Origin of the sequence: Brumicola blandensis (genome assembly GCF_031846165.1) — a bacterium.
Taxonomy (GTDB): domain Bacteria; phylum Pseudomonadota; class Gammaproteobacteria; order Enterobacterales; family Alteromonadaceae; genus Glaciecola; species Glaciecola blandensis.
Map to the genome: position 1 here is coordinate 933266 of NZ_JAVRIE010000001.1, position 18680 is coordinate 951945.

An 18680-nucleotide genomic window follows, 5' to 3' on the forward strand; every position below is an offset into this window, starting at 1 on the left:
AACACCTGATTAGCGAGTGATCAGATTATGGCGTGTCGGTTGCGAATGCAAGCGGCATGACATGAACTGGGCATCTCTGTTCAATCTCTTGTTAGGTTACCTTGTTAAACAGAACAACCCGCACTCATTAGCCCATGTTTCTATTTGAGCTGCTTTCGCTGGATTGCGAAGATAAAAAATATTTGTATCGTCCCAGCTTTCTAAGTATACAGCCTCTAGTTCCGGTAATACGACCATGTAAAAATGTGAACTGTCCACGTTATGTGGTGTGCACATCAAATAATTTACTTTAGCGTTGTGAGAAGTAAATTTCCGAAATGATGGTAAAGCTTTAATCCTACGTCCCTTAAAAGTAAAATTCAAAATCTCAGTATTATGTATTAGCTTTTCAGCGAATTTTATAAACCTTGAATCTCGTATTTGTTGCTCATCTTCTGAGACGTCTGAAAGTAACTTTAATGAGTCTTCATGGCCTAACCACCTATCGAATACTGAAACGGCGAGATAGGTATACTTTGAGGTGTCTTCAACAGCGACTAACTTGTCTAAATCAGGAAAACTGTCTCGCAGTTCTATCTGAGCATTCTTATTTAAAACTGAAAATCTACGCATGTTTCCGCTGGTAACCTAACGCTTTGCATAAGTTGTTTTGTGGCTCTTTTCCACAAAATCCGTCTTCATGAATTTGTTATTTGCCTTACACAAACACATAAAAAAGCACCATTAAAACAGGAATACCAACCCAGAATATTGGTGATTGGTATATTGGTATTGGCCCAGTTTTATTAAATCCTAATTTTTTAATAAATATGTAATGACAAACTGGAAACACGAACAAGTACACAAATAGATAAAGAAGTATTTTCCGTAAGCTATCTTGCCCCTGTGATATCGAAAAAATAGGAAACACGACGCATAAAAGTAAAAATATCCAGTGCTCTTTCAAATATTTTTTCATAACTTCCTTGTTGTTGAACTAAGCATATAACACTAAGCTAACGGGCTAAAACGTGATGCCATAAAATGCGAAGCATGGCATTGCGTTTTTGTCCCGTTCAGCGCATTGTTATAGCTACCAACCTGTAAACTCTAAAATGTTTTCCAACCTAACTAACTCGAAACGATTGAATCCTGTTTTAGTTTCCCAAAACCTTTTTCTTTCATGCTCGGAGCCAGCACCTTCCCACTCAACAATTAAAAGTTCTTTTTCATCTTTTCTTAGTTTTATTCTATTATTTAAATGTTCATCGTAACCCGAGTAACCAAACAAAATAATTTGAGATGATTCTTCAAATGCTTTTTCAAGCCTACGCCAGTACGCACTCAAGATATGGGATGATCCTATAATTAATGGCTTATGTTCGACATGAGTTAAAACTATATGGCATTTATCTTCTGGATCTAAGAAGTCTCTGCCGGCATACATAACTTTACTATTTTCAACAAATAACGGTGAACCATGTAAATGCATATACCAACCATGCCTATTTACATTGTGTCTGTCTAAGTGCTCTTCATCAAAACCTGAACTCCAAAAACCATCAATTAATGCTCCGTTGTAACCATTGAGGATTTTCTCAGTAATAAATGCATCATATAGCAAATTATCATAATTTAATGTGACAACATGAGTTTTTGTATTTTTAACAAATTCAGATAATGGTTCAACAAATGTTTTAGGTAAACTCTGCCCAGAACGTTGATAATGTAGAGCAACCTCATGGATATATTTTCTAAATGTAGAAGGTAATTCTTTCGCAGGTTCAGAAATCCATGAAGCACCGCTAACTTCAAAATTACTCAAAAACTCAGTTGCAACAATTGCCACTTGTAGTTTATCTAATTGGTCTTCTGAACTTGGAGGTAATTCATCAGTGGTTCCTTCTATCGCACTAAGAATTAAATCTTTGTGCTCATTGCTTAAATGTTCCGTATTGTTCCAGACGCTTTCAAGTCCATTTTGTAAAGAAAAGAAATCAGGATCAAGCGCAAGGCCAATGCCATTACCTGTAATTAAGATTGAACGTGCCACATATCCCTCCGTAGCTATAACACCACGTTTAGAGGCGAAAATTGCTCTTTATTTTTGTCCGCTTCAACGTTTTGTTATGCATTTGCTGCGATTATCCGCTCGACTTCTCTTTCGAGACCAAGAATTTCATTTGAGTTTATTGCCACGCCAATATTATTTGGAATTTGAGTTATTGGCACGGGGACATTTGAAGTTGGGGCAGTAACGATTTGTATTGCACCAGATGCAGTATGTAGGGCACCGGCATAATGAATACCTAACAGACGAATACGATGGCTACCCATATAGGTGTTACCTTTGTTGTCCATGTAGCCCCCAATATTTGCTAAAAACACAGGCGAACCACTAGAGCCAGGAAAGCTTGCAATATCAGTGAGAAATTCAGGCTTACCGTTCCACGGTACATTAGCGTGGGTAGCTGTGATTCCTTTTCTTATTATCGGAAGGTTATTCTTGGCATCCCATATTCCGTTGGGATACCCAATCATTACTATATCTTCCATTGAGGAGAGTGTTTCACGCTCCTCATCTTTGGGAATTAGTTCAGTTTTAAGCGGCATATAAAATAACTTTCCACCTGACTGCTGAATCTTATTTAACAATGGTCCAATAAGAAACGCCGCTAAATCTACATTTGGGTCTGGGTGCTTTATGCATTGTTGCTCAAAGTTTGCAAACTGAAATTGTTGGTGCTTACCTCTCTCCGGCAGACCTTCATCTGTTGCTAAAGTTACGTGAAACCTACCAATCTTTGCATTGGCAACAACATGTTTATTGGTGACTATTACAGGAATACAAGTATCTTGTTTTTGAAGAAAATTCATGTAAAAACCTGTGCCAGTAGATAGACCACCGCCATGCAAGTCAGTTTCAATTCTCACTGTACTGTGAGTAAGTTGCTCCATTAAACCGAGGCTCATTATTTATCCTTATGAATAACACCATTTTAAGCGGCGATTAACCGCTCTTGTTAATTGACCGTCTTTAAAATTTTGTTATGTGACCTTTACCACGATTCTTGAACAATAATTTTTCCATCACTGCTTTTTTGAGTGACGTGCTGTGTTCGCTTAAAACCATTAAGTGAAGTATGGTCTTCGTAAACTACTGAGCCTACAACCTCACCTTTACTATTTATCACTGAGTAGCACTCAATATCAGTTTGAGCCATCGTTCCTTTAGTTCGGGAACGCTCATGCTTGAGTTCTTCACCTTGCTCTAGCTTTAATTTCGTTATCACTACAATCTCCTTGGTATTTTGTGCCAATCTCAGCTTGGAAGTCCAAACCCTGCGATTAAACTGCCAGGCAGAACGAATATTGTTGTTACAAAGGCCATTAATAGGTTTGCTGGATGAAAAAAACCTAACTTTTTGTAGTTCTTATCAAAACCCTTGACGCCATATTCAGGATAGTATTTTTTGACAATATTTCTAGCAACGTGGATTAGTGTAAAAGCTATGACCACACACAGTAGTGGTACTAAAGCCGTTAGATAGAGGCTAATTTGAAGATAATCACCTTTTATTGCAGGAAGTCCAAACCTAAAAAATGCACCAAGAAAAGCGTAATAGGTTAAGCATTGCATAATATCTTTCACTAATTTGTCATCAGCAAAAACTTTGGTCAGTGACATATTCCCTCCTTGGCGCATAACACTTTCAATAAGCGTTATGTGCCCGCTTTTGCACAAAATCTGTCTTCATTGATTTGTTATACAGCATTATAAATACATCCTTTCAAGTAAGCTTGGTAAGACTTTATCAAGCGTATTCCTTACCTCTTCAGCTTCTTGAGCGATCTCGAGCAATCTATTATTTAAATGTGGGTTACTCTTCCAAAAATCTTCATCTATGCTGCTGACACTAAACAATAAATCGCCGGTATACATATCGCCTGAAGCCAATATGTCGTTCTCAAGTAATTCAAGAGCTAGAGGAACAGTATGTAGCAACCCAATCTTTTGCGAAATTAATAATCTCAAATCCTCAGGACTTAGGTCAATTAATGGGGTTTTCTGCAACTCAAAACACCTATTCGCCAGACCCGAATGAAACGACGGTTTTTCTGTTTTCATACCATCTAAAGACTCGATAGTTTTGTCTAACTTCATATGTTACTCATTGCTGTATAACACCCCGCATAACGGGCAGTTTTTTGGGTGGGCATAGTCCCAACCAGAAAACTGTCCTGCGCGAGCGCAGCGAGGTTGATGCGTTTGTTATATTGCTTGAGTTTATTACGATTTTGATAAAACATTCCATGTTTCCTTGCGTTAACCATTTAGCTAAAACAATACTCGTTTGAAGCTGATACTACAACTGATGGTTGGTAGCGGAGAACAAACATTATGCGCTCGCGAACCCGAAATTTAGTTTCTGACATTAAGATGAGAGTGACTCTTGAAAGAAAGAGCTTTCACAATGGTAGATTGTAATTCGCTCCTAAATCCAAAACTGCCACCATTTAGCTTTAGCTCTTTTCTCTTGTTGCAACTGTTTATATTTGGCAATATTTTCATTAACTTTGCTATTTTCAGAATACAAACTATTGACTCTCGCCTTTTCCCGGTCGGCAGCAGCTTCTCTATCTAGTCTTTCTTGATACTCACTTTTCTTGCTATTGTATTCTTTAAACCAAATACCATCCGTGATTTGATAGAACAATAGAGCTGCGGGAACTATGGCGTAAGGAGAAGATATGATTTTCATTACTATAAAGAACACTGCCACAGCAAGTAGGACTATAATCACTTGATCTCTAATGTAGTTTTTTGGTTTCTTGGGCTCCTGCATCATTAATTACAGCACTTATAACACTTTACATAACCGGTGATGGCCGCTCTTGCCAGCATCCGGTTTATGTTTTTGTTATGTGCGTGCACGCCAAGTCATTGTCTTTCTCGCACAATGCAGAACAGCAAACACGATAATGATATCGTTAACTTTTTTAAAAAATACAGCATAAGGAAAACGCCGAACTAAGATGCGTCTAATAGATTTGTAAACTAAGGGATAATGCTGATAATCTGAGGAAATCTTTGCCAATGCAATTTGCACACATTCCATAAAATCAGCCCCTAAGCCAATTCTGCATTGTTCGAAATAAGAATATGCATCCTGCAAGTCCAATTCTGCCTCTGGTCGTATCCTTACGTTTTCAAACATTATTTATTTAGAATCCTCGTTTTAACTGATGCCCATGGGTTTCCAGTATTTCCATCAGATTCAAACTCTGAGACTCTTCTGCCTAACTCAGCTTTCTGATTCGCTGAAACTTCCAAAGAGTCCTCATTAGCCACAACTGAATCCCAAAGCTGCTGCGCCAAAACAACCTTTTCGTTTGTAGTAAGAGAGTCGATTTTCATTAGCTCCTCCAATTAAATACATTACCGATTCAAAGTATAAACCAATTTCCACAGTGAAACACCTGTACCACTTAGCATATAACGCTAAGCTAAGCGGCGCAGCTTTGCTGCGTCCTTGCTTGAGCGCCTTGTTAGGGCTTGGGTTTGATACCGAATTGCTTCGCAAACTCAGGATCTATCCAAACTGATTCAACTTGATCTGGCTTCAGCTCAACCGCTTCAGGTTCTGTACAGCCAGAAATGAATTTGTCTAATGAACTAGCGACAAACTCTGACTCTGTAGTTTCGTGATCCCAGAAATGAACCGCCCCATTTACTTCAATGAAATAGTTTCCTGATTCATCTTCTGCCAATACCTTTCTCTCGGCAAGATCACTAGGAAATGGCTGAGAAGCCTCACGGATTATTCCGAATGCTACACCTTTTTCACTTATGAATACTTTTGCGAATGTACGATTCAATTCTAGGGCCCTAACACCCCGCATAACGGGCAGCATTGCGTGCAACCGCACGTAATGGTGTCCCAGCGACCGAAGGGAGGGCGTTTATGCGATTGTTATGTTGTTTCGGTTTAGTGCGGTTTCGATAAAACATTCCATGTCTCCTTGCGATAACCATTTGGGTAAAACAATACTCGTTTGAAGTTGATACAGCAACTAATGGTTAGTAGCGTGAACCAAACAACTGATGCTCGCGAACCCGAAAATAACTCATTAAAAACAGATGAGGGTGACTCTTGAAAGAACGAGCTTGCGCCATAGTCGCTTGCTATGTGCCAATTACCATAAGCCTTTAGTTTTCATTCCATTAAATTCATCCCAAGCTCTTGAATGGGCTTTAGACTTGGGGCCTAGAAATGGAAAACAATTCTCTGGTTTGTATTGACCACTTTTTTGAACCAAGCTCTCAAGAAAGCATGTTGCCACAGCCTCTGATAAATTATCATCGTGAGAGTTGAGAGCATTTTCAATATAACCAAACAGTATTATTTTATTTTCGGAAGACAAATCATCTAACTTCTGAACAATAAAGTGGTTGTATTCCAAAAATACAGTATGCTCGTTTGGTTGTTCACCATCTCCAAATTCTTCATCTTCTTTTAACCATTCAATCCAAACTTTCATGAAGCCTGGAGTCATAGATTCTAGCTCCTCAACCAAGCATAAAACTTTACTCATAACTTACCTTGGCACATAACACTTTCGATAAGCGGTTTGGCGCTGGTCTTGCGACAAATCCGTCTTCATCGTTTTGTTAGTTGCCTTATGCGCAGACATATTTAAGTAAGTCATTGTAATCATTTAATACTATATTTACCGCGTCATCCAAATTATAAGAATTATCATCAACCATTTCAGCGTCGTGATAAATACGATACAACCTGCCACTTTTTCCGTCATTTGCATTTATAAAATATGGATCACCTGAACCTTGCAGGCAAATAGCTACAGGAATAAAACCCTCTTTAATAACTGCCAAGCCCGGATAAAACTCGTTGGCTTCCTCTAATATTTCATTTCTATTAAATATTCTTAAATCACCGCCATCTAATTCGGATAAATCTATTTCCTCAGGTATTTCACAGTATTTCCCAATGAGTGAATTATCGGCTATAAAATCAACCCAATATTTAGGAATCATATTTAAACTCAACATGGCAACTAACACTTACAATAAGCGGTTTTGGTCGTTCTTGCCAAAATCCGCTTGATTGTTTTGTTATGTGTGAACTGTAAATACAACCTTGCCTCCGGTAACCAGAACATTGCCAAAGTCGCCATCAAGCAAGAAGCCCCTTGATGTTGCAGAAAACGAATCTATATTGCCATAGTCAAGTTCACCTGAAGCATCACTGGACTGAACAACTTCTGACTTAGATTTTAATCCAGATATTGAGTCGAAATCAAAGAATCTAATTGAGGCTTTCTTATAGCAAGTATGTTCAGATTCCTTAGGCTCGACATAGTGTTTAGAGCCTGGCCAAACACTAGCTTCAATTTGAAACACTAATTCTGAATTGCTCTCAGACCAGTCTAAAACAAACGAGTCTTGCAAGTCGATACCTTCCATTGAATTCAATGCACACGCCTCACACATAACACCAATTTAAGCGGCGCTGCGTGCTCTTGGCAGTGTCCGCTTCAAATTTCTTGTTAGGTGGCATTTGCGCGAACCCCCACGAAAGCTATTAAAGTACCAGAAAGTACGCCTGACAAAATCGCCGCAATCTGCCATTCTATTTCGCCTGAAAATAGCATTGGAAGACTACATAAAATTCCAGCTACAACAAAATTACGCCTTCGATAAAACCTAAACTTGCGCATTACAATTAAAGCAGTTCCACCTACCACTACAAAGTATATAGCTATCAAAGTACCAGTTAAGAGAAATAAGGGCATTAACTCAAGAACATCTGAAACAAAAAACTCTATTCCGTCCCACTTAAATGCAGCCGAATGAATTACGGTCGCCACTAGCCAACTAAGTAAAATCGAAAGAAATAATCTCAACGCTGACACCTAACACTTTCAATAAGCGGCGGGGCGGCGCTTTTCCGCCACGTCCGTCTTCATTGATTTGTTAACTAGCCACTTCCCGATACTTATTGAATAGAAGATACCAAATCCTAAAACAATTACAGAGCCAATGAGTTCCAGTGTATCTTTTCCAAGAGTTGTCGGAAAATACCATTCTAAGTTGACAAACATGCCGCCAAAAAAAATAAGACTAGCGATTGTAGTTCCGCTGCCAATCAGAACCATGTTGAGTTTCGACTTGTAATTTACTTGAATGGAAACAAGCCAAAGTCCAATAATACCTAAAATTGCCAAAATACATATACAAATAAGAATAACTCCACCAATTGCATTGCCATTTGAAAGGTGGTCGAAAGCTAACATCAAGCCTACAAATATAATAGGTAATGTTATCGAGGCCGGAATAGCCGCAAAGATTAGGGTCAACATTCGTCGTTTCATGGCTAGTTAACTTTTCAATAACGGGCGCAGGCATGTGGGGCATAATGGCGACGCCGCCCCGCATGTTTGCGTCCCAGCGAACGTAGTGAGTATGTTGATTGGGTTGTTAGCTGCGATCACTATTCTGTCGCGTTGCTTGCTTGCACTTCTGCTGCTCTAACCTCTAACCCGGTTTCTACTCTCGTAATTCGAGCATCCGAAATCAAAAATGACGATCCATCCGTAGTGATTTTGAGTTGATAGCCCTTGCTCGAGTGATTTTCAATCGTTGAAATCTCAAATGGAACTGTAGAGGGAATAACCATAATCACATCGCCTAAGAACGTGGTATCTCTTTTATCCTGAGAGACAATCATTTTTTCCGCTTGAACTTCTATACCTGGTGAAGCAGTGGTTGTTGATGTAAGAAAAACACACGTGGCTAAACTAAAAAGTAGAGCAAAAGAGGTTATTGTTTTCTTAAGCACCTTGTTTGGTTGTGGGGATCTGAAAATTAGACTGTTAAAGTCCGTTTCAAACGCTGATGCTAGAGATTTCAGCGTTTCTATAGATGTGTTTCCTTCGTTCTCTACTCTCTGAATAGTGCGTAGACTTACACCTGAAACAAGGGAAAGATGCTGCTGACTCCATCCCTTCTCTTTTCTGAGTTTAACGATTAATTTTGAGTTTATTTTCATTTCCATATTACTATTCCTTTGTTTAACAAAGCTCTATCGTAAGGGAATAGTCCTCATTTTTGTTACGACAAACACACGCCAGTGCGACGTCAGTAGTACGCCAAGCAGCTAACGCCGCGTTAACCGGTGGAGTAAAAGTGGCGGCTGTTTTGCGTGTCTTTGCAAAACAGGTGACAGTTTTACGGAGTCCGAGTTGAACGCTTTGTTATGCACTTAGTTATTCTCTGCGTATTGAGCTACAGCACATGTTTTAAATTGAATTGGCCTAGACCCACCTGGATTTAGAATTGCGTAATCCATACCCTGAAGGATAGCAGCCAATAAAGCAGGTTTAACACTTACCAAATCTTTTTCAAAGCCACTACCTGCAATTTGAGACTTTGCCTCTGATTCATGAGCAAAAATTGGAATCGAATCATGGCCATTGATAATGAAACTACGGGCGTTAATTTTATTGTCTTCTGGGTCGCCCCACCATAATAGAGAGTATATATTTTCTGGTTGTGAGAATAACGCATGTATGATTTTTGCTTGATCTTCATCCATATTACATTCCTTCGAATATGCTCCAGAAACAACAAAAAGCGATAAAAATATTACGAGAAAGAGTCTCAATTAGTGCTCCTTATTGCATAACACTTTCGATAAGCGGTTTGTGGTACTTTTCCACAAATCCGTCTTAATCGATTTGTTAGAACCTTACGCATGACATAACTTATGGAATGTACCCACAACATATTTACTATAAATTATTTCAAGAGCAGCATAGTATTTTCTGTAGTCAAACTCAGATTCTGCTGCTTTAAATAATTTTATTATTGAGTTCAATTCTGGAATTATTAAGCAACCTTTTAACTCCAATAAATCAATAACCTTCTTCGTAAAAGAAGAATCAAGAAATTCGTTAGGAAACTCACAGACCATGTCATTTAGATCACATAGTAAGTAAATAATTGCACCCGTTCTGAGCAATTCTTCAGATATTTCGTTGGCGTTAGAGTCTGCTACAGATACATTTATATAGTCAAAACCATTGAACAAGTCTCGGTCAATGTATACCGTTTCGCTTCCTATAAAGCCTCCTCCTTCAGAAAGATGATAGAAAAGTAATAAAACGCAGGCCATAGCTTTATTACCTTGCTCGTAGTTTTCTGAAATTACCAATGAGTTTTCCATGGGTTCTAACACCCCGCATAACGGGCAGCATTTCGTGCAACCGCACGTAATGATGTCCCAGCGACCGTAGGGAGTGCGTTTATGCGATTGTTATGTTGTTTCGATTTGATGTGGTTTTGATAAAACATTCCATGTTTCCTTGCGATAACAATTTAAGTAAAACAATACTCGTTTGACGCTGACACTACAACTGATGGTTAGCTGCGGGGACCAAACAACGAATGCTCGAGAACCTGAAAATAACTCATTAAAAACAGATGAGAGGGACTCTTGAAAGAAAGAGCTTACGCCATAGTCATTTGTTATGCATGACGCGGCGTCCTATCAGTTTTAGCTTTTCTAAGGCAGCAATTGAACCAAACCTACCACTTGCAATATAGTCAGGCTTGTCGGCATCAATATCTTTGCATACTTTATACAAAATTTGGTCTCGAATTTGTTCATGAATCAAAATTCTATCTCTATACTTGCTCAGTAGAGCTAGCTCTTCAGCATCAGACTCATGGCCATCTAGAGCGCAATAGTCGTAAAAATTATTATAGTCACTGCAAAATGTCCAAAAATCTAGCTGCTCATTTATACATTCAAAAACAATCTTGTCATGCATATCTAGATGCTGAACCATATCTTGCTCAGACTCAAAAATTACCATTTAAGACCTTACACATAACACCTTGGATAAGCGGTAGCTGGCCGCTCTTGCCAGATACCCGTCTTCATCTTTTTGTTAGCCAAGTGCTCGCATGACCGCTTGAGGTTCTTTTGCAACAACATTGAGCAAAGCAAGTGCTGGGCCATGTGGATTGCGATCCCCCCTTTCCCAGTGACGCAGAGTTGAAACGCTAATACAAAATTTAGAAGCAAACTCCATTTGAGTTAGTCCAAGATTTTGTCGTATTTCAGCAACATTAACTTCTGGGGCTCTATGAATTCTAGCTGCTACCTTTTTACCATCGTTAAGATCTATTGCTTCTTTTAGACCTTGAGCAATACTTTCAAATGCACTAGTCATTGTATTTCTCCAAAGCTTTTACTACCAATATTTTGACAAGTTTCGAAAGTGAGTTTCTATCGGCTTTCGTCAAATTAGCCTGTTCATTCTTCCCAAACATCGTTAATAAATAAAGTGGAATTCGTTCATCATGATAGTAGTAAATTACCCGAACGCCACCACTCTTTCCCTTATTACCTTTACTCCAACGCAATTTCCGAATACCACCAGTACCTTCCATTAGAGTTCCCGCTTTGGGGTGCTCCGATAAATAATCAATAACATCCTTGCGCTCTGATTCAGTTAAAAGAGAATCAGCACGTTTTATGAACTCTGGTAGTTCGGCTATAGTATTTTGCATCCACAGAGTATAATCCAATGGATTACTTAAATCAAAGAGAGAATTGAATGGCTAACAATTCATTAGACAGAATCCACGATAAGTACCAAAGGTCCGTAGATCATGTCTTTCTTAAAATATAATATCCTCGGTTATACAACGCTTGAGCTTAGTTTGTCTAATCAATTTTCAAAAGTATCTGCGGTTTTATCCATACTTTGAAGAATAGTAGGTTTTCCTTTTATTTCTTTTGGTTATTAATTTTTGTTCGAAAAATCAGTTTATTGAGTAGAACAAAACAGCAATAGAAGACATCTTACCTGTTAGTGCGTCTAGGTTTGGAACAAAAGAAATGGAGTTTTTTGTGTCAAAGTTTATTGGTGAAGTTAGGCAGTTTATGCGTACTAAGCGCTATAGTCTAAAAACAGAAAAGGCTTATATTTATTGGATAAAAAGTTTTATTCGGTTTCATAGTTATAAACACCCTTCATCACTAGATAGTAAAGAGATATCTATGTACTTAACACATTTGGCAAATATCGAAAAGGTTAGTGCCTCTACACAAAACCAAGCGTTATGTGCCCTTGTCTTTTTATATAAGAAGTTCTTGAATATCGACCTTGGAGAATTAGATTTTGGATATAGCAAAAAACCTAAAAGCTTGCCCAGCGTAATGTCAACAAACGAAGTAATTAAGGTTTTAGGGCACTTAAAAGGGGTGCATTTATTAATAGCTGGGATTTTATATGGGGCTGGTTTAAGAATAAATGAAGCATTAAGTTTGCGAGTGAAAGATATCGATTTTGATAACAACAGTATTTTTATATTTAGGGGAAAAGGTCAAAAAGACAGAATATCAATTTTACCTAAGAGTTTAATTGAGCCTCTCAAAACCCAAATAGCTAGAGTTGAGAAGATACATCAGAAAGACTTGGCTGAGAATTATGGAGATACATCGCTTCCACCGAGTCTGCATAAGAAGTACAGCCAATCACTCCGAGACCTCAAATGGCAATATGTTTTTGTATCAACTACTCGTTGCATCCACCCTTACGATGGGTATGTATGTCGACATCATTTACACGCTACTTCATTTAGCAAACAATTAAGGAAAGCAGTCATTGCCTCGAAAGTGAATAAAAAAGTCAGCGCGCACACCTTTCGTCACTCTTTTGCTACTGAAATGTTGAGAGCTGGCGCCGATATCAGAACCTTGCAGGAATTAATGGGGCACAGTGATATAAGAACGACTGAGATGTACACACATGTGATTGGCGAGCGATTCGCGAGTGACACAAGTCCATTCGATAGACTTAAGATGTAAAATAAGCACACGCTTGCTGGCATGTGCCGAACATGTGTTCTCTTCTCTATTTTTTATTCGGGCTCAAGCTTTAACAGTCTGATAGAGAAATGCATACTAGCTATTTATGGCGCTTACTTTATCTTAAAAACAAAACGCCCCTGCTCGTCTACTGTTCTTGAAAATTCATCTGCAAAGTACAAATAATTCAGATGTGATAAAGCTTCCGCGATTGCGAAAAATAGATTGTGGGGATTGAGTTCACGTTTGAATAATACAGGAAGACACTCTTCCACTGTTTTTTCATCACGGCAAAATTGCCTTAAATTCTGTAAGTGCACCTGATGATGCACTAACAGTTCCTCTACTCTAGTATGCAAGCCATGAAAGGGTTGTTTGTGTGACGGTAAAACCAAGGTGTTTTCTGCTAAGTTCAAAAACTGCGGTAAAGTAGTGAGGTATTGCAACAATGAGTTTGCGTTTGGCTCTGTGCTGTAAACCCCAATATTAGGGGATATACCCGGTAAAACGTGGTCGCCCGATATCAATATTTCACGCTTTTCATTATATAAGCAAACGTGTTCAGGTGAATGGCCTCGCCCAATAATGACTTGCCAATTGTCATCACCTAGTCTCAACACATCACCTTCCTGCAAGCGTTCAAACTGCAGTGGTATTGGACGGATGACCTGACCTACCCCTTTATTCTTTTTACGATTCTCACTGGCAGTCGAAATGTACTCCGAAGACATGCCACAACGCCTTAGATACTCGTCGTCTTGCCAATCAGATGCTCCTCGACTTCCTGCAGAAAGCGCCCTACCGACAAAGTACTCTGAGTGACTCATGTATAAAGGTACTCGAAATTTTTCGACTAAATAACCAGCCATACCAATATGGTCGGGGTGCATATGAGTCACAATAACTTTACTAATCCCTTTATCTAGCTTCGCTAAGAGCGTTTCCCAGAGTTCCTCAACTCGCGTTGTGCCAATGCCTGTATCAATAAGCGCGTAGTGATCACCATCATCCAGCAGGTAAAGGTTAATATGATCTAAGTCGAATGGGAGTGGCATTCGCAACCAATATATCCCCTCGGCTACCGACTGTAAGTTACCGTCATCGGGAATAGGCGCATCAATAAAACTGACAGACATGAAAACTCCACAAAAGAACAAATGATCAGAAATACTATTAAAGAGAATTTTCAAAGATAACACCAAGCACCATTATTAATTGAGAAGTATTAGAGGGCTTGATGTTGGTTTATTTTTTGTTTTTCAGCTTCCACTTTTGGCAAAATTTACAATAAAAAAACCAGCGCAAGCGCTGGTTTTTGATAGTAAAAGTTTTGGGGAAACTTTTATTCTACGGCAGTTACCGTCACTTTTGGTGCTGTTGCATCAGGGCCTTCAACTTTAAATTGATAGGTACCTGCAGCTGGTGCACTCAGCGTTAAGTTAGCGCTATTTCCATCTTGGAATAGTACTTTTGCTTCGCCTAGCGTCACCGCTGCTTCTTCATCAGAAGTCGCTCCCAAGTTAACAGTAGACCAGTCTGATGTCGCAACCTTGAAGTTAACATCGTTCCCATCTAGGTCGATATTCACTGTGTATACGCCATCTCCTTCGTAAACCAAGGCATTATCTTCACTCCAGCCATTCATGCTGCCGCGAACAAATACGGTATTTGCTCCGAAGAAATTCTCAGCGAAAACGCGAATTTTAGGTGCATCTAAGTCTGTGCTATCAAAGATAAACACATAATCACCCGCTTCTTCGACGTTAATGAACACATTGGAACCATTCTCGGTCAAGAAAGTGTTTTGACCCAAAATCACAGTGTCATCAAGATCATCTTCACTAAATGCACCTAGGTTTGGACCGGCCCAGCCTTCGTTAGCAACTTTAAACTGATACTCTTCAGCACCCAAGTTCACAGCAACAGAGTACAAACGACCACCATCGTAGTTGAACTCATCGTCTAAGCCCCAACCGTTCATACCACCACGAAGGTATATTGGGTTACCAACATAAGGCTCTTCGTTAACGATAGTCAGTACAGGTGCATCTGTATCACTTGCATCAACGCTAAATACGTAAGTTGCATCAACACTTGGCGTAAAGCTCAGGTTATCACCACCTGGAACTAAGGTTTTCGCTTCGCCTTCAACAACAACTGGCTCATCTGTATTACCTAAGTTTATAGCACTCCAGTCTGCATCAGCTATTTTGAATGCATAGCTTGTATCACCCACCAACTCAAATGCGACTTCGTAAACGCCATCACCTTTGTAATCGAAGGCAGTAGTATCGCCCCAGCCATTCATAGAACCACGCAGCAACACCGTTGTATCGCCGTAAGGCACCACATCAGGCGCACCTGACGTTGCAAACGCTGATAAACCGTAACCACGCTCCATTCCTTGATTCTTAACGAATACTGCCATGCTTAAAGCCGGCACTGTGAACGTACCATTGCCTGATTCATCAGCACCTTCAGTAAACGAGGCGCCACGAATAGTTGGGTCAACAGAGTTAGCTAGAATAGTGTGAAGTTCAAAACCAGTAGCCGTTAAGACTTCAATTGATTTTTCTTCATACCCTGTATTGATAACAACCGCGATTGCATCGTACATCGGATCTAAGTCTTCCAACATAACATCACTGTCGGGCGTAATACCGTCATCTAGGCTCATGACAATCAAGCCTTGTTGCTGACGCGCACCAATGTTATGGAAACCAAGGCGTTGCTTAATGTCTTCAGCTGTTGTTAAGCGAAATAACTTACTGTCGGTACGAATACTCAAGTATTCTTGGAAAACCTGAGCAGCAAACTCGATGTCTGTCATTGTTGCAGCGCGCTCAGGAGAGAACATGAATGTAGAAATAGTATCCCACATGCTTTCATTATCCTCTGCCAACGGCAGACCTACATTCCAGTTGTTTGTTGCGTATGTGAAATCGATACGGCTAAACCAATCACCAGAATCATACGTGTTTCTGTCCATTGATTTAGAACGCAAGAAGTCACCACCCATTTGCAAGAATGGTAGACCTTGCGACAGCATTGGAATACCAATACCAATGTTTTGTGCACGGATACGTTCTTCAAGGGTTAAGTCACGAGGTAAGTTGTAGCTATATTGATCCCAAAGTGATTCATTATCATGTTTTGACACATAGTTAACGATATCTGCTGGATCTAAAGCATATCCACCTAACGAACTCGTTTCAGTGGCATTGCCTCCAGACGTTTCAAGAACAAAGTCAGTCAATGTGCCCGCCATCGACATTTTCACGATGTCTTGGTCACTCATAGCAGCAGCTAGGCTCATCTCGCCATCAGCGCCTAAACGGCTATTGTTAGTGCCATTGTAGAAAATGTTAGCGCGACGAATACCTTCGCGAGTTCTGTCATTGAACGTGCCAATTTCAGTGCCGGCCATGTTAATTTGATTTGCTTGCTCATAGCCACGGTCTTGACGTGTCCAACCTTCTCCGTAGAAATAGTTATCTTCATCTAACTCACGAACTTTTGCATACAAGTCAACCATGGTTTGTTTGGTCGCTTGACTCATAATGTCGAAACGGAAACCATCAAACTTATAATGTTCAGTCCAAAGTAGAAGTGAATCTTCCATGAACTTTTCCATCATACGGTTGCGTGGTTCCGTATCGTCACAGCAAGTCTCACGAACGATCGCGCCTGAATCAACTTCATAACGATGGTAATAACCAGGGACAACTTTATCGAAGACTGAGTTTTCAAACAAACCTGATGCGTTTGTATGGTTATAAACCACATCAAGTACTACTCGCAAACCAATCTCATGTAGTGACTGATTCATTGCTCTCATTTCAATAATACGCGCTACACCATCTGGATTAGAAGAGTAGCTTCCTTCTGGCGTATTGAAATGCTTAGGATCATAACCCCAGTTAAACTGGTCAATGTCACGCAATTGTTGAGCTAATGCTTGTGCAGCACCTGGCTCTGATAACACGCTAAAGCTGTTATACAATTCACCAATTGTGATATCGCGAGGCGTATTGTCTTGGCATACTTCTGCAGTCGGTTTAATAGCACACACGTCTTGGACCGTGCTAGAGAAATCAACAACCTTAGTTTCATCTTCGTTAATTGTTGCAATATCATTCGCAGGCAACATGTGGAAGTGAGTTAAGCCTTTCTCTGCCAAGGTAGCTAAATGCTGCATAGGTGCAGAGTCTTTTTCTGTAAACGCCATATACTTACCGCGATTTACTTCACTTGTAGACTCATCCAATGCACTGAAGTCGCGTATATGGCCTTCATATAAAACCGCATCTTCAGGATCCTGAATTGATGGAATAGTATGTGTATCCCAACCTTCCGGTTTCAGATCTTCATCCAACAAATTAACAAACTGTGAGAAGCGACCATTCATAGCCAAACTCACTGAGTAAGGGTCAGTCACGTCTAACACTTCAATTTCTTCGCTTTCAGGATGATAAACAGTCACTTCGTAACGGTATAGTTGTCTGTCTATATCCATCGAACCAGCATAAGTCCAAATACCGGTAGTATCGTCATATGCCATTGCATTCGTTGAAATCAAACGTTTGTCTTCGCCATAAAGTTTCAATGCAACATTTGACGCAGTCGGTGCCCACACTCGAGCTTCAATACCAGAGTCGGTATAAACCGGTCCAAGGACAGCCTCATCGGCATCGTTCTCACCGACAGTGTATAGTTGGTCTAACACATTCGGAATTTGGATGCGTGTCGCTGCAACTAATTTACCTTCGTCATTATAAGCACCTAAAACAGCCTGAGTTTTCAAGACGGCTTTTGCGTCATCGACAGTCCACTCACCTGCAAAAGCCGGTAAGCTTGAAAGATGCGGAGCAATCGCCTGTTGTTCATCTGTTAAATCGACTTCGGTCAAATCAGCTACTGTGCCATTCAAGCCATCTTCTAAAGTCACTTCTAAGCTAGCGTCAGCTGAATAGTGAAGCTTCACAGAGTCAACTACCGCAAAATCGACATCCCAAAGTAATGTGGACGCATCAAGCCAGTGCGCTTGCACACCATCTATCGATACGGGTTGCTCACCTAGTGAATCAATAGGGAATTCATAGATAGTGGGTACACCAGAGAACGTAAAGTTCATACGAGCAAAACGCTCATCATCTGGTTGTTGCAATGGACCTTTAAAGTCGCCACCACCCAATTCTTTACCAGCATCGTCAGTACCGATGTGAATAATGAAGTTATGACATGCGCCTGGTGTTGCAGCGTAACCGGGTTTTAAATCTAATACCCAGTAAGCACCATAGGTCGGATCGATACCGTCATGTATACGGCCATCTTCCCATGCAGTATCTGCATCCGCATATGCATCACACGCATCGTTGCTCCAAGTATGCAAGCGATAGCCTTCATAAGCGGGATCGCCAGCACTGTTGTCAGCATCAACCGCTATACGGTTGTAATACAATACTGCTTGGTCAACACCTGGGAACACGACCGGATCCGGCAAGCTTGAATTGAAACCAACCACACAGGCATCGTTTGTGTCATTTGGCACAGTAGGTGCTGGACAACTGATAGGTGGTGGCGGAACGCAGGCTGTTGCATCCGAATTGGGAATATTGGGAACTGAACAAGTTAGTGCAACCTGCCCCGACTCCACTTCTGAACCGCCACATCCTGACAATACAAAGATTGAAAGTAATATAGCAGAGTAGCTAATGATACTTTTACGACTAAACATAGCTTTACGCTCCAATGTCATATTTGTGTTGCGGCCTTTGTTGCGTAACAACAAAGACA

Annotated in this window: 25 protein-coding genes; 1 reads left to right on the plus strand and 24 read right to left on the minus strand. The window is 40.1% G+C overall.

The features are described 5' to 3' along the window. Positions 1–96: 96 nt before the first annotated feature. From RM544_RS04045 to RM544_RS04150, 22 genes are all read right to left on the minus strand, one after another. Positions 97–612: a hypothetical protein gene (locus tag RM544_RS04045; protein ID WP_311360478.1), complete on the minus strand. Its 516-nt coding sequence runs from the start codon at positions 610–612 to the stop codon at positions 97–99. A gap of 460 nt (positions 613–1072) precedes the next feature. After that, positions 1073–2032, minus strand: coding sequence for an SIR2 family protein (locus RM544_RS04050; protein ID WP_311360479.1), 960 nt, complete (start codon positions 2030–2032; stop codon positions 1073–1075). 74 nt (positions 2033–2106) lie between these two features. Beyond that, positions 2107–2952, minus strand: a complete 846-nt coding sequence (locus RM544_RS04055) for a S1 family peptidase (protein WP_311360480.1) — start codon at positions 2950–2952, stop codon at positions 2107–2109. An 86-nt stretch (positions 2953–3038) separates the two neighbouring features. Beyond that, positions 3039–3272, minus strand: a complete 234-nt coding sequence (locus tag RM544_RS04060) for a hypothetical protein (protein ID WP_311360481.1) — start codon at positions 3270–3272, stop codon at positions 3039–3041. A 29-nt stretch (positions 3273–3301) separates the two neighbouring features. Beyond that, complete coding sequence (locus RM544_RS04065; protein WP_311360482.1) at positions 3302–3667, minus strand: hypothetical protein; 366 nt, start codon at positions 3665–3667, stop codon at positions 3302–3304. A gap of 87 nt (positions 3668–3754) precedes the next feature. Continuing rightward, a complete protein-coding gene (locus RM544_RS04070) occupies positions 3755–4144 on the minus strand; it encodes a contact-dependent growth inhibition system immunity protein (protein ID WP_311360483.1) in 390 nt (129 codons plus the stop codon). Positions 4145–4475: 331 nt separating this feature from the next. After that, on the minus strand, positions 4476–4829 hold the full coding sequence (locus RM544_RS04075) for a hypothetical protein (protein ID WP_311360484.1): 354 nt from the start codon (positions 4827–4829) through the stop codon (positions 4476–4478). Positions 4830–4901: 72 nt separating this feature from the next. Next, positions 4902–5198, minus strand: coding sequence for a type II toxin-antitoxin system RelE/ParE family toxin (locus tag RM544_RS04080; protein WP_311360485.1), 297 nt, complete (start codon positions 5196–5198; stop codon positions 4902–4904). After that, the gene (locus RM544_RS04085; RefSeq protein WP_311360486.1) at positions 5198–5398 is read right to left on the minus strand and encodes an addiction module protein; all 201 of its coding nucleotides are present in this window, start codon (positions 5396–5398) and stop codon (positions 5198–5200) included. The genes RM544_RS04080 and RM544_RS04085 overlap by 1 nt, the downstream gene beginning before the upstream one ends. A 131-nt stretch (positions 5399–5529) precedes the next feature. Beyond that, positions 5530–5859 carry an SMI1/KNR4 family protein gene (locus tag RM544_RS04090; protein WP_311360487.1) on the minus strand — a complete coding sequence of 110 codons (330 nt, stop codon included), beginning with the start codon at positions 5857–5859 and terminating at the stop codon, positions 5530–5532. Positions 5860–5869: 10 nt separating this feature from the next. Further along, positions 5870–5992, minus strand: coding sequence for a hypothetical protein (locus RM544_RS04095; protein ID WP_311360488.1), 123 nt, complete (start codon positions 5990–5992; stop codon positions 5870–5872). Positions 5993–6177: 185 nt separating this feature from the next. After that, positions 6178–6576 carry a DUF7674 family protein gene (locus RM544_RS04100; protein ID WP_311360489.1) on the minus strand — a complete coding sequence of 133 codons (399 nt, stop codon included), beginning with the start codon at positions 6574–6576 and terminating at the stop codon, positions 6178–6180. An 85-nt stretch (positions 6577–6661) separates the two neighbouring features. After that, complete coding sequence (locus RM544_RS04105) at positions 6662–7039, minus strand: hypothetical protein (RefSeq protein ID WP_311360490.1); 378 nt, start codon at positions 7037–7039, stop codon at positions 6662–6664. A 78-nt stretch (positions 7040–7117) separates the two neighbouring features. After that, positions 7118–7477, minus strand: coding sequence for a hypothetical protein (locus RM544_RS04110; RefSeq protein ID WP_311360491.1), 360 nt, complete (start codon positions 7475–7477; stop codon positions 7118–7120). 74 nt (positions 7478–7551) lie between these two features. Then, a complete protein-coding gene (locus RM544_RS04115) occupies positions 7552–7908 on the minus strand; it encodes a hypothetical protein (protein ID WP_311360492.1) in 357 nt (118 codons plus the stop codon). A gap of 18 nt (positions 7909–7926) precedes the next feature. Continuing rightward, positions 7927–8364, minus strand: coding sequence for a hypothetical protein (locus tag RM544_RS04120; RefSeq protein ID WP_311360493.1), 438 nt, complete (start codon positions 8362–8364; stop codon positions 7927–7929). A 131-nt stretch (positions 8365–8495) separates the two neighbouring features. Then, on the minus strand, positions 8496–9059 hold the full coding sequence (locus tag RM544_RS04125) for a helix-turn-helix transcriptional regulator (RefSeq protein WP_311360494.1): 564 nt from the start codon (positions 9057–9059) through the stop codon (positions 8496–8498). Positions 9060–9266: 207 nt separating this feature from the next. Next, positions 9267–9599: a hypothetical protein gene (locus tag RM544_RS04130; RefSeq protein ID WP_311360495.1), complete on the minus strand. Its 333-nt coding sequence runs from the start codon at positions 9597–9599 to the stop codon at positions 9267–9269. Between the two features lie 153 nt (positions 9600–9752). Further along, positions 9753–10229 carry a hypothetical protein gene (locus RM544_RS04135; RefSeq protein WP_311360496.1) on the minus strand — a complete coding sequence of 159 codons (477 nt, stop codon included), beginning with the start codon at positions 10227–10229 and terminating at the stop codon, positions 9753–9755. Between the two features lie 295 nt (positions 10230–10524). Next, positions 10525–10881, minus strand: coding sequence for a hypothetical protein (locus RM544_RS04140; RefSeq protein WP_311360497.1), 357 nt, complete (start codon positions 10879–10881; stop codon positions 10525–10527). A gap of 75 nt (positions 10882–10956) precedes the next feature. Continuing rightward, the gene (locus RM544_RS04145; protein ID WP_008845992.1) at positions 10957–11241 is read right to left on the minus strand and encodes a helix-turn-helix domain-containing protein; all 285 of its coding nucleotides are present in this window, start codon (positions 11239–11241) and stop codon (positions 10957–10959) included. Beyond that, complete coding sequence (locus tag RM544_RS04150; protein ID WP_311360498.1) at positions 11234–11581, minus strand: type II toxin-antitoxin system RelE/ParE family toxin; 348 nt, start codon at positions 11579–11581, stop codon at positions 11234–11236. The genes RM544_RS04145 and RM544_RS04150 overlap by 8 nt, the downstream gene beginning before the upstream one ends. Positions 11582–11924: 343 nt before the next feature. On the opposite strand from RM544_RS04150, the gene RM544_RS04155 reads away from it, so the two are divergent. Beyond that, positions 11925–12884 carry an integron integrase gene (locus RM544_RS04155; RefSeq protein WP_311360499.1) on the plus strand — a complete coding sequence of 320 codons (960 nt, stop codon included), beginning with the start codon at positions 11925–11927 and terminating at the stop codon, positions 12882–12884. 113 nt (positions 12885–12997) lie between these two features. On the opposite strand, the gene RM544_RS04160 is transcribed toward RM544_RS04155, so the two are convergent. Together RM544_RS04160 and pulA are read right to left on the minus strand one after the other, a co-directional pair. Further along, on the minus strand, positions 12998–14020 hold the full coding sequence (locus RM544_RS04160; protein ID WP_311360500.1) for an MBL fold metallo-hydrolase: 1023 nt from the start codon (positions 14018–14020) through the stop codon (positions 12998–13000). 206 nt (positions 14021–14226) lie between these two features. Next, complete coding sequence (pulA, locus tag RM544_RS04165) at positions 14227–18621, minus strand: pullulanase-type alpha-1,6-glucosidase (RefSeq protein ID WP_311360722.1); 4395 nt, start codon at positions 18619–18621, stop codon at positions 14227–14229. Between the last annotated feature and the right edge of the window lie 59 nt (positions 18622–18680).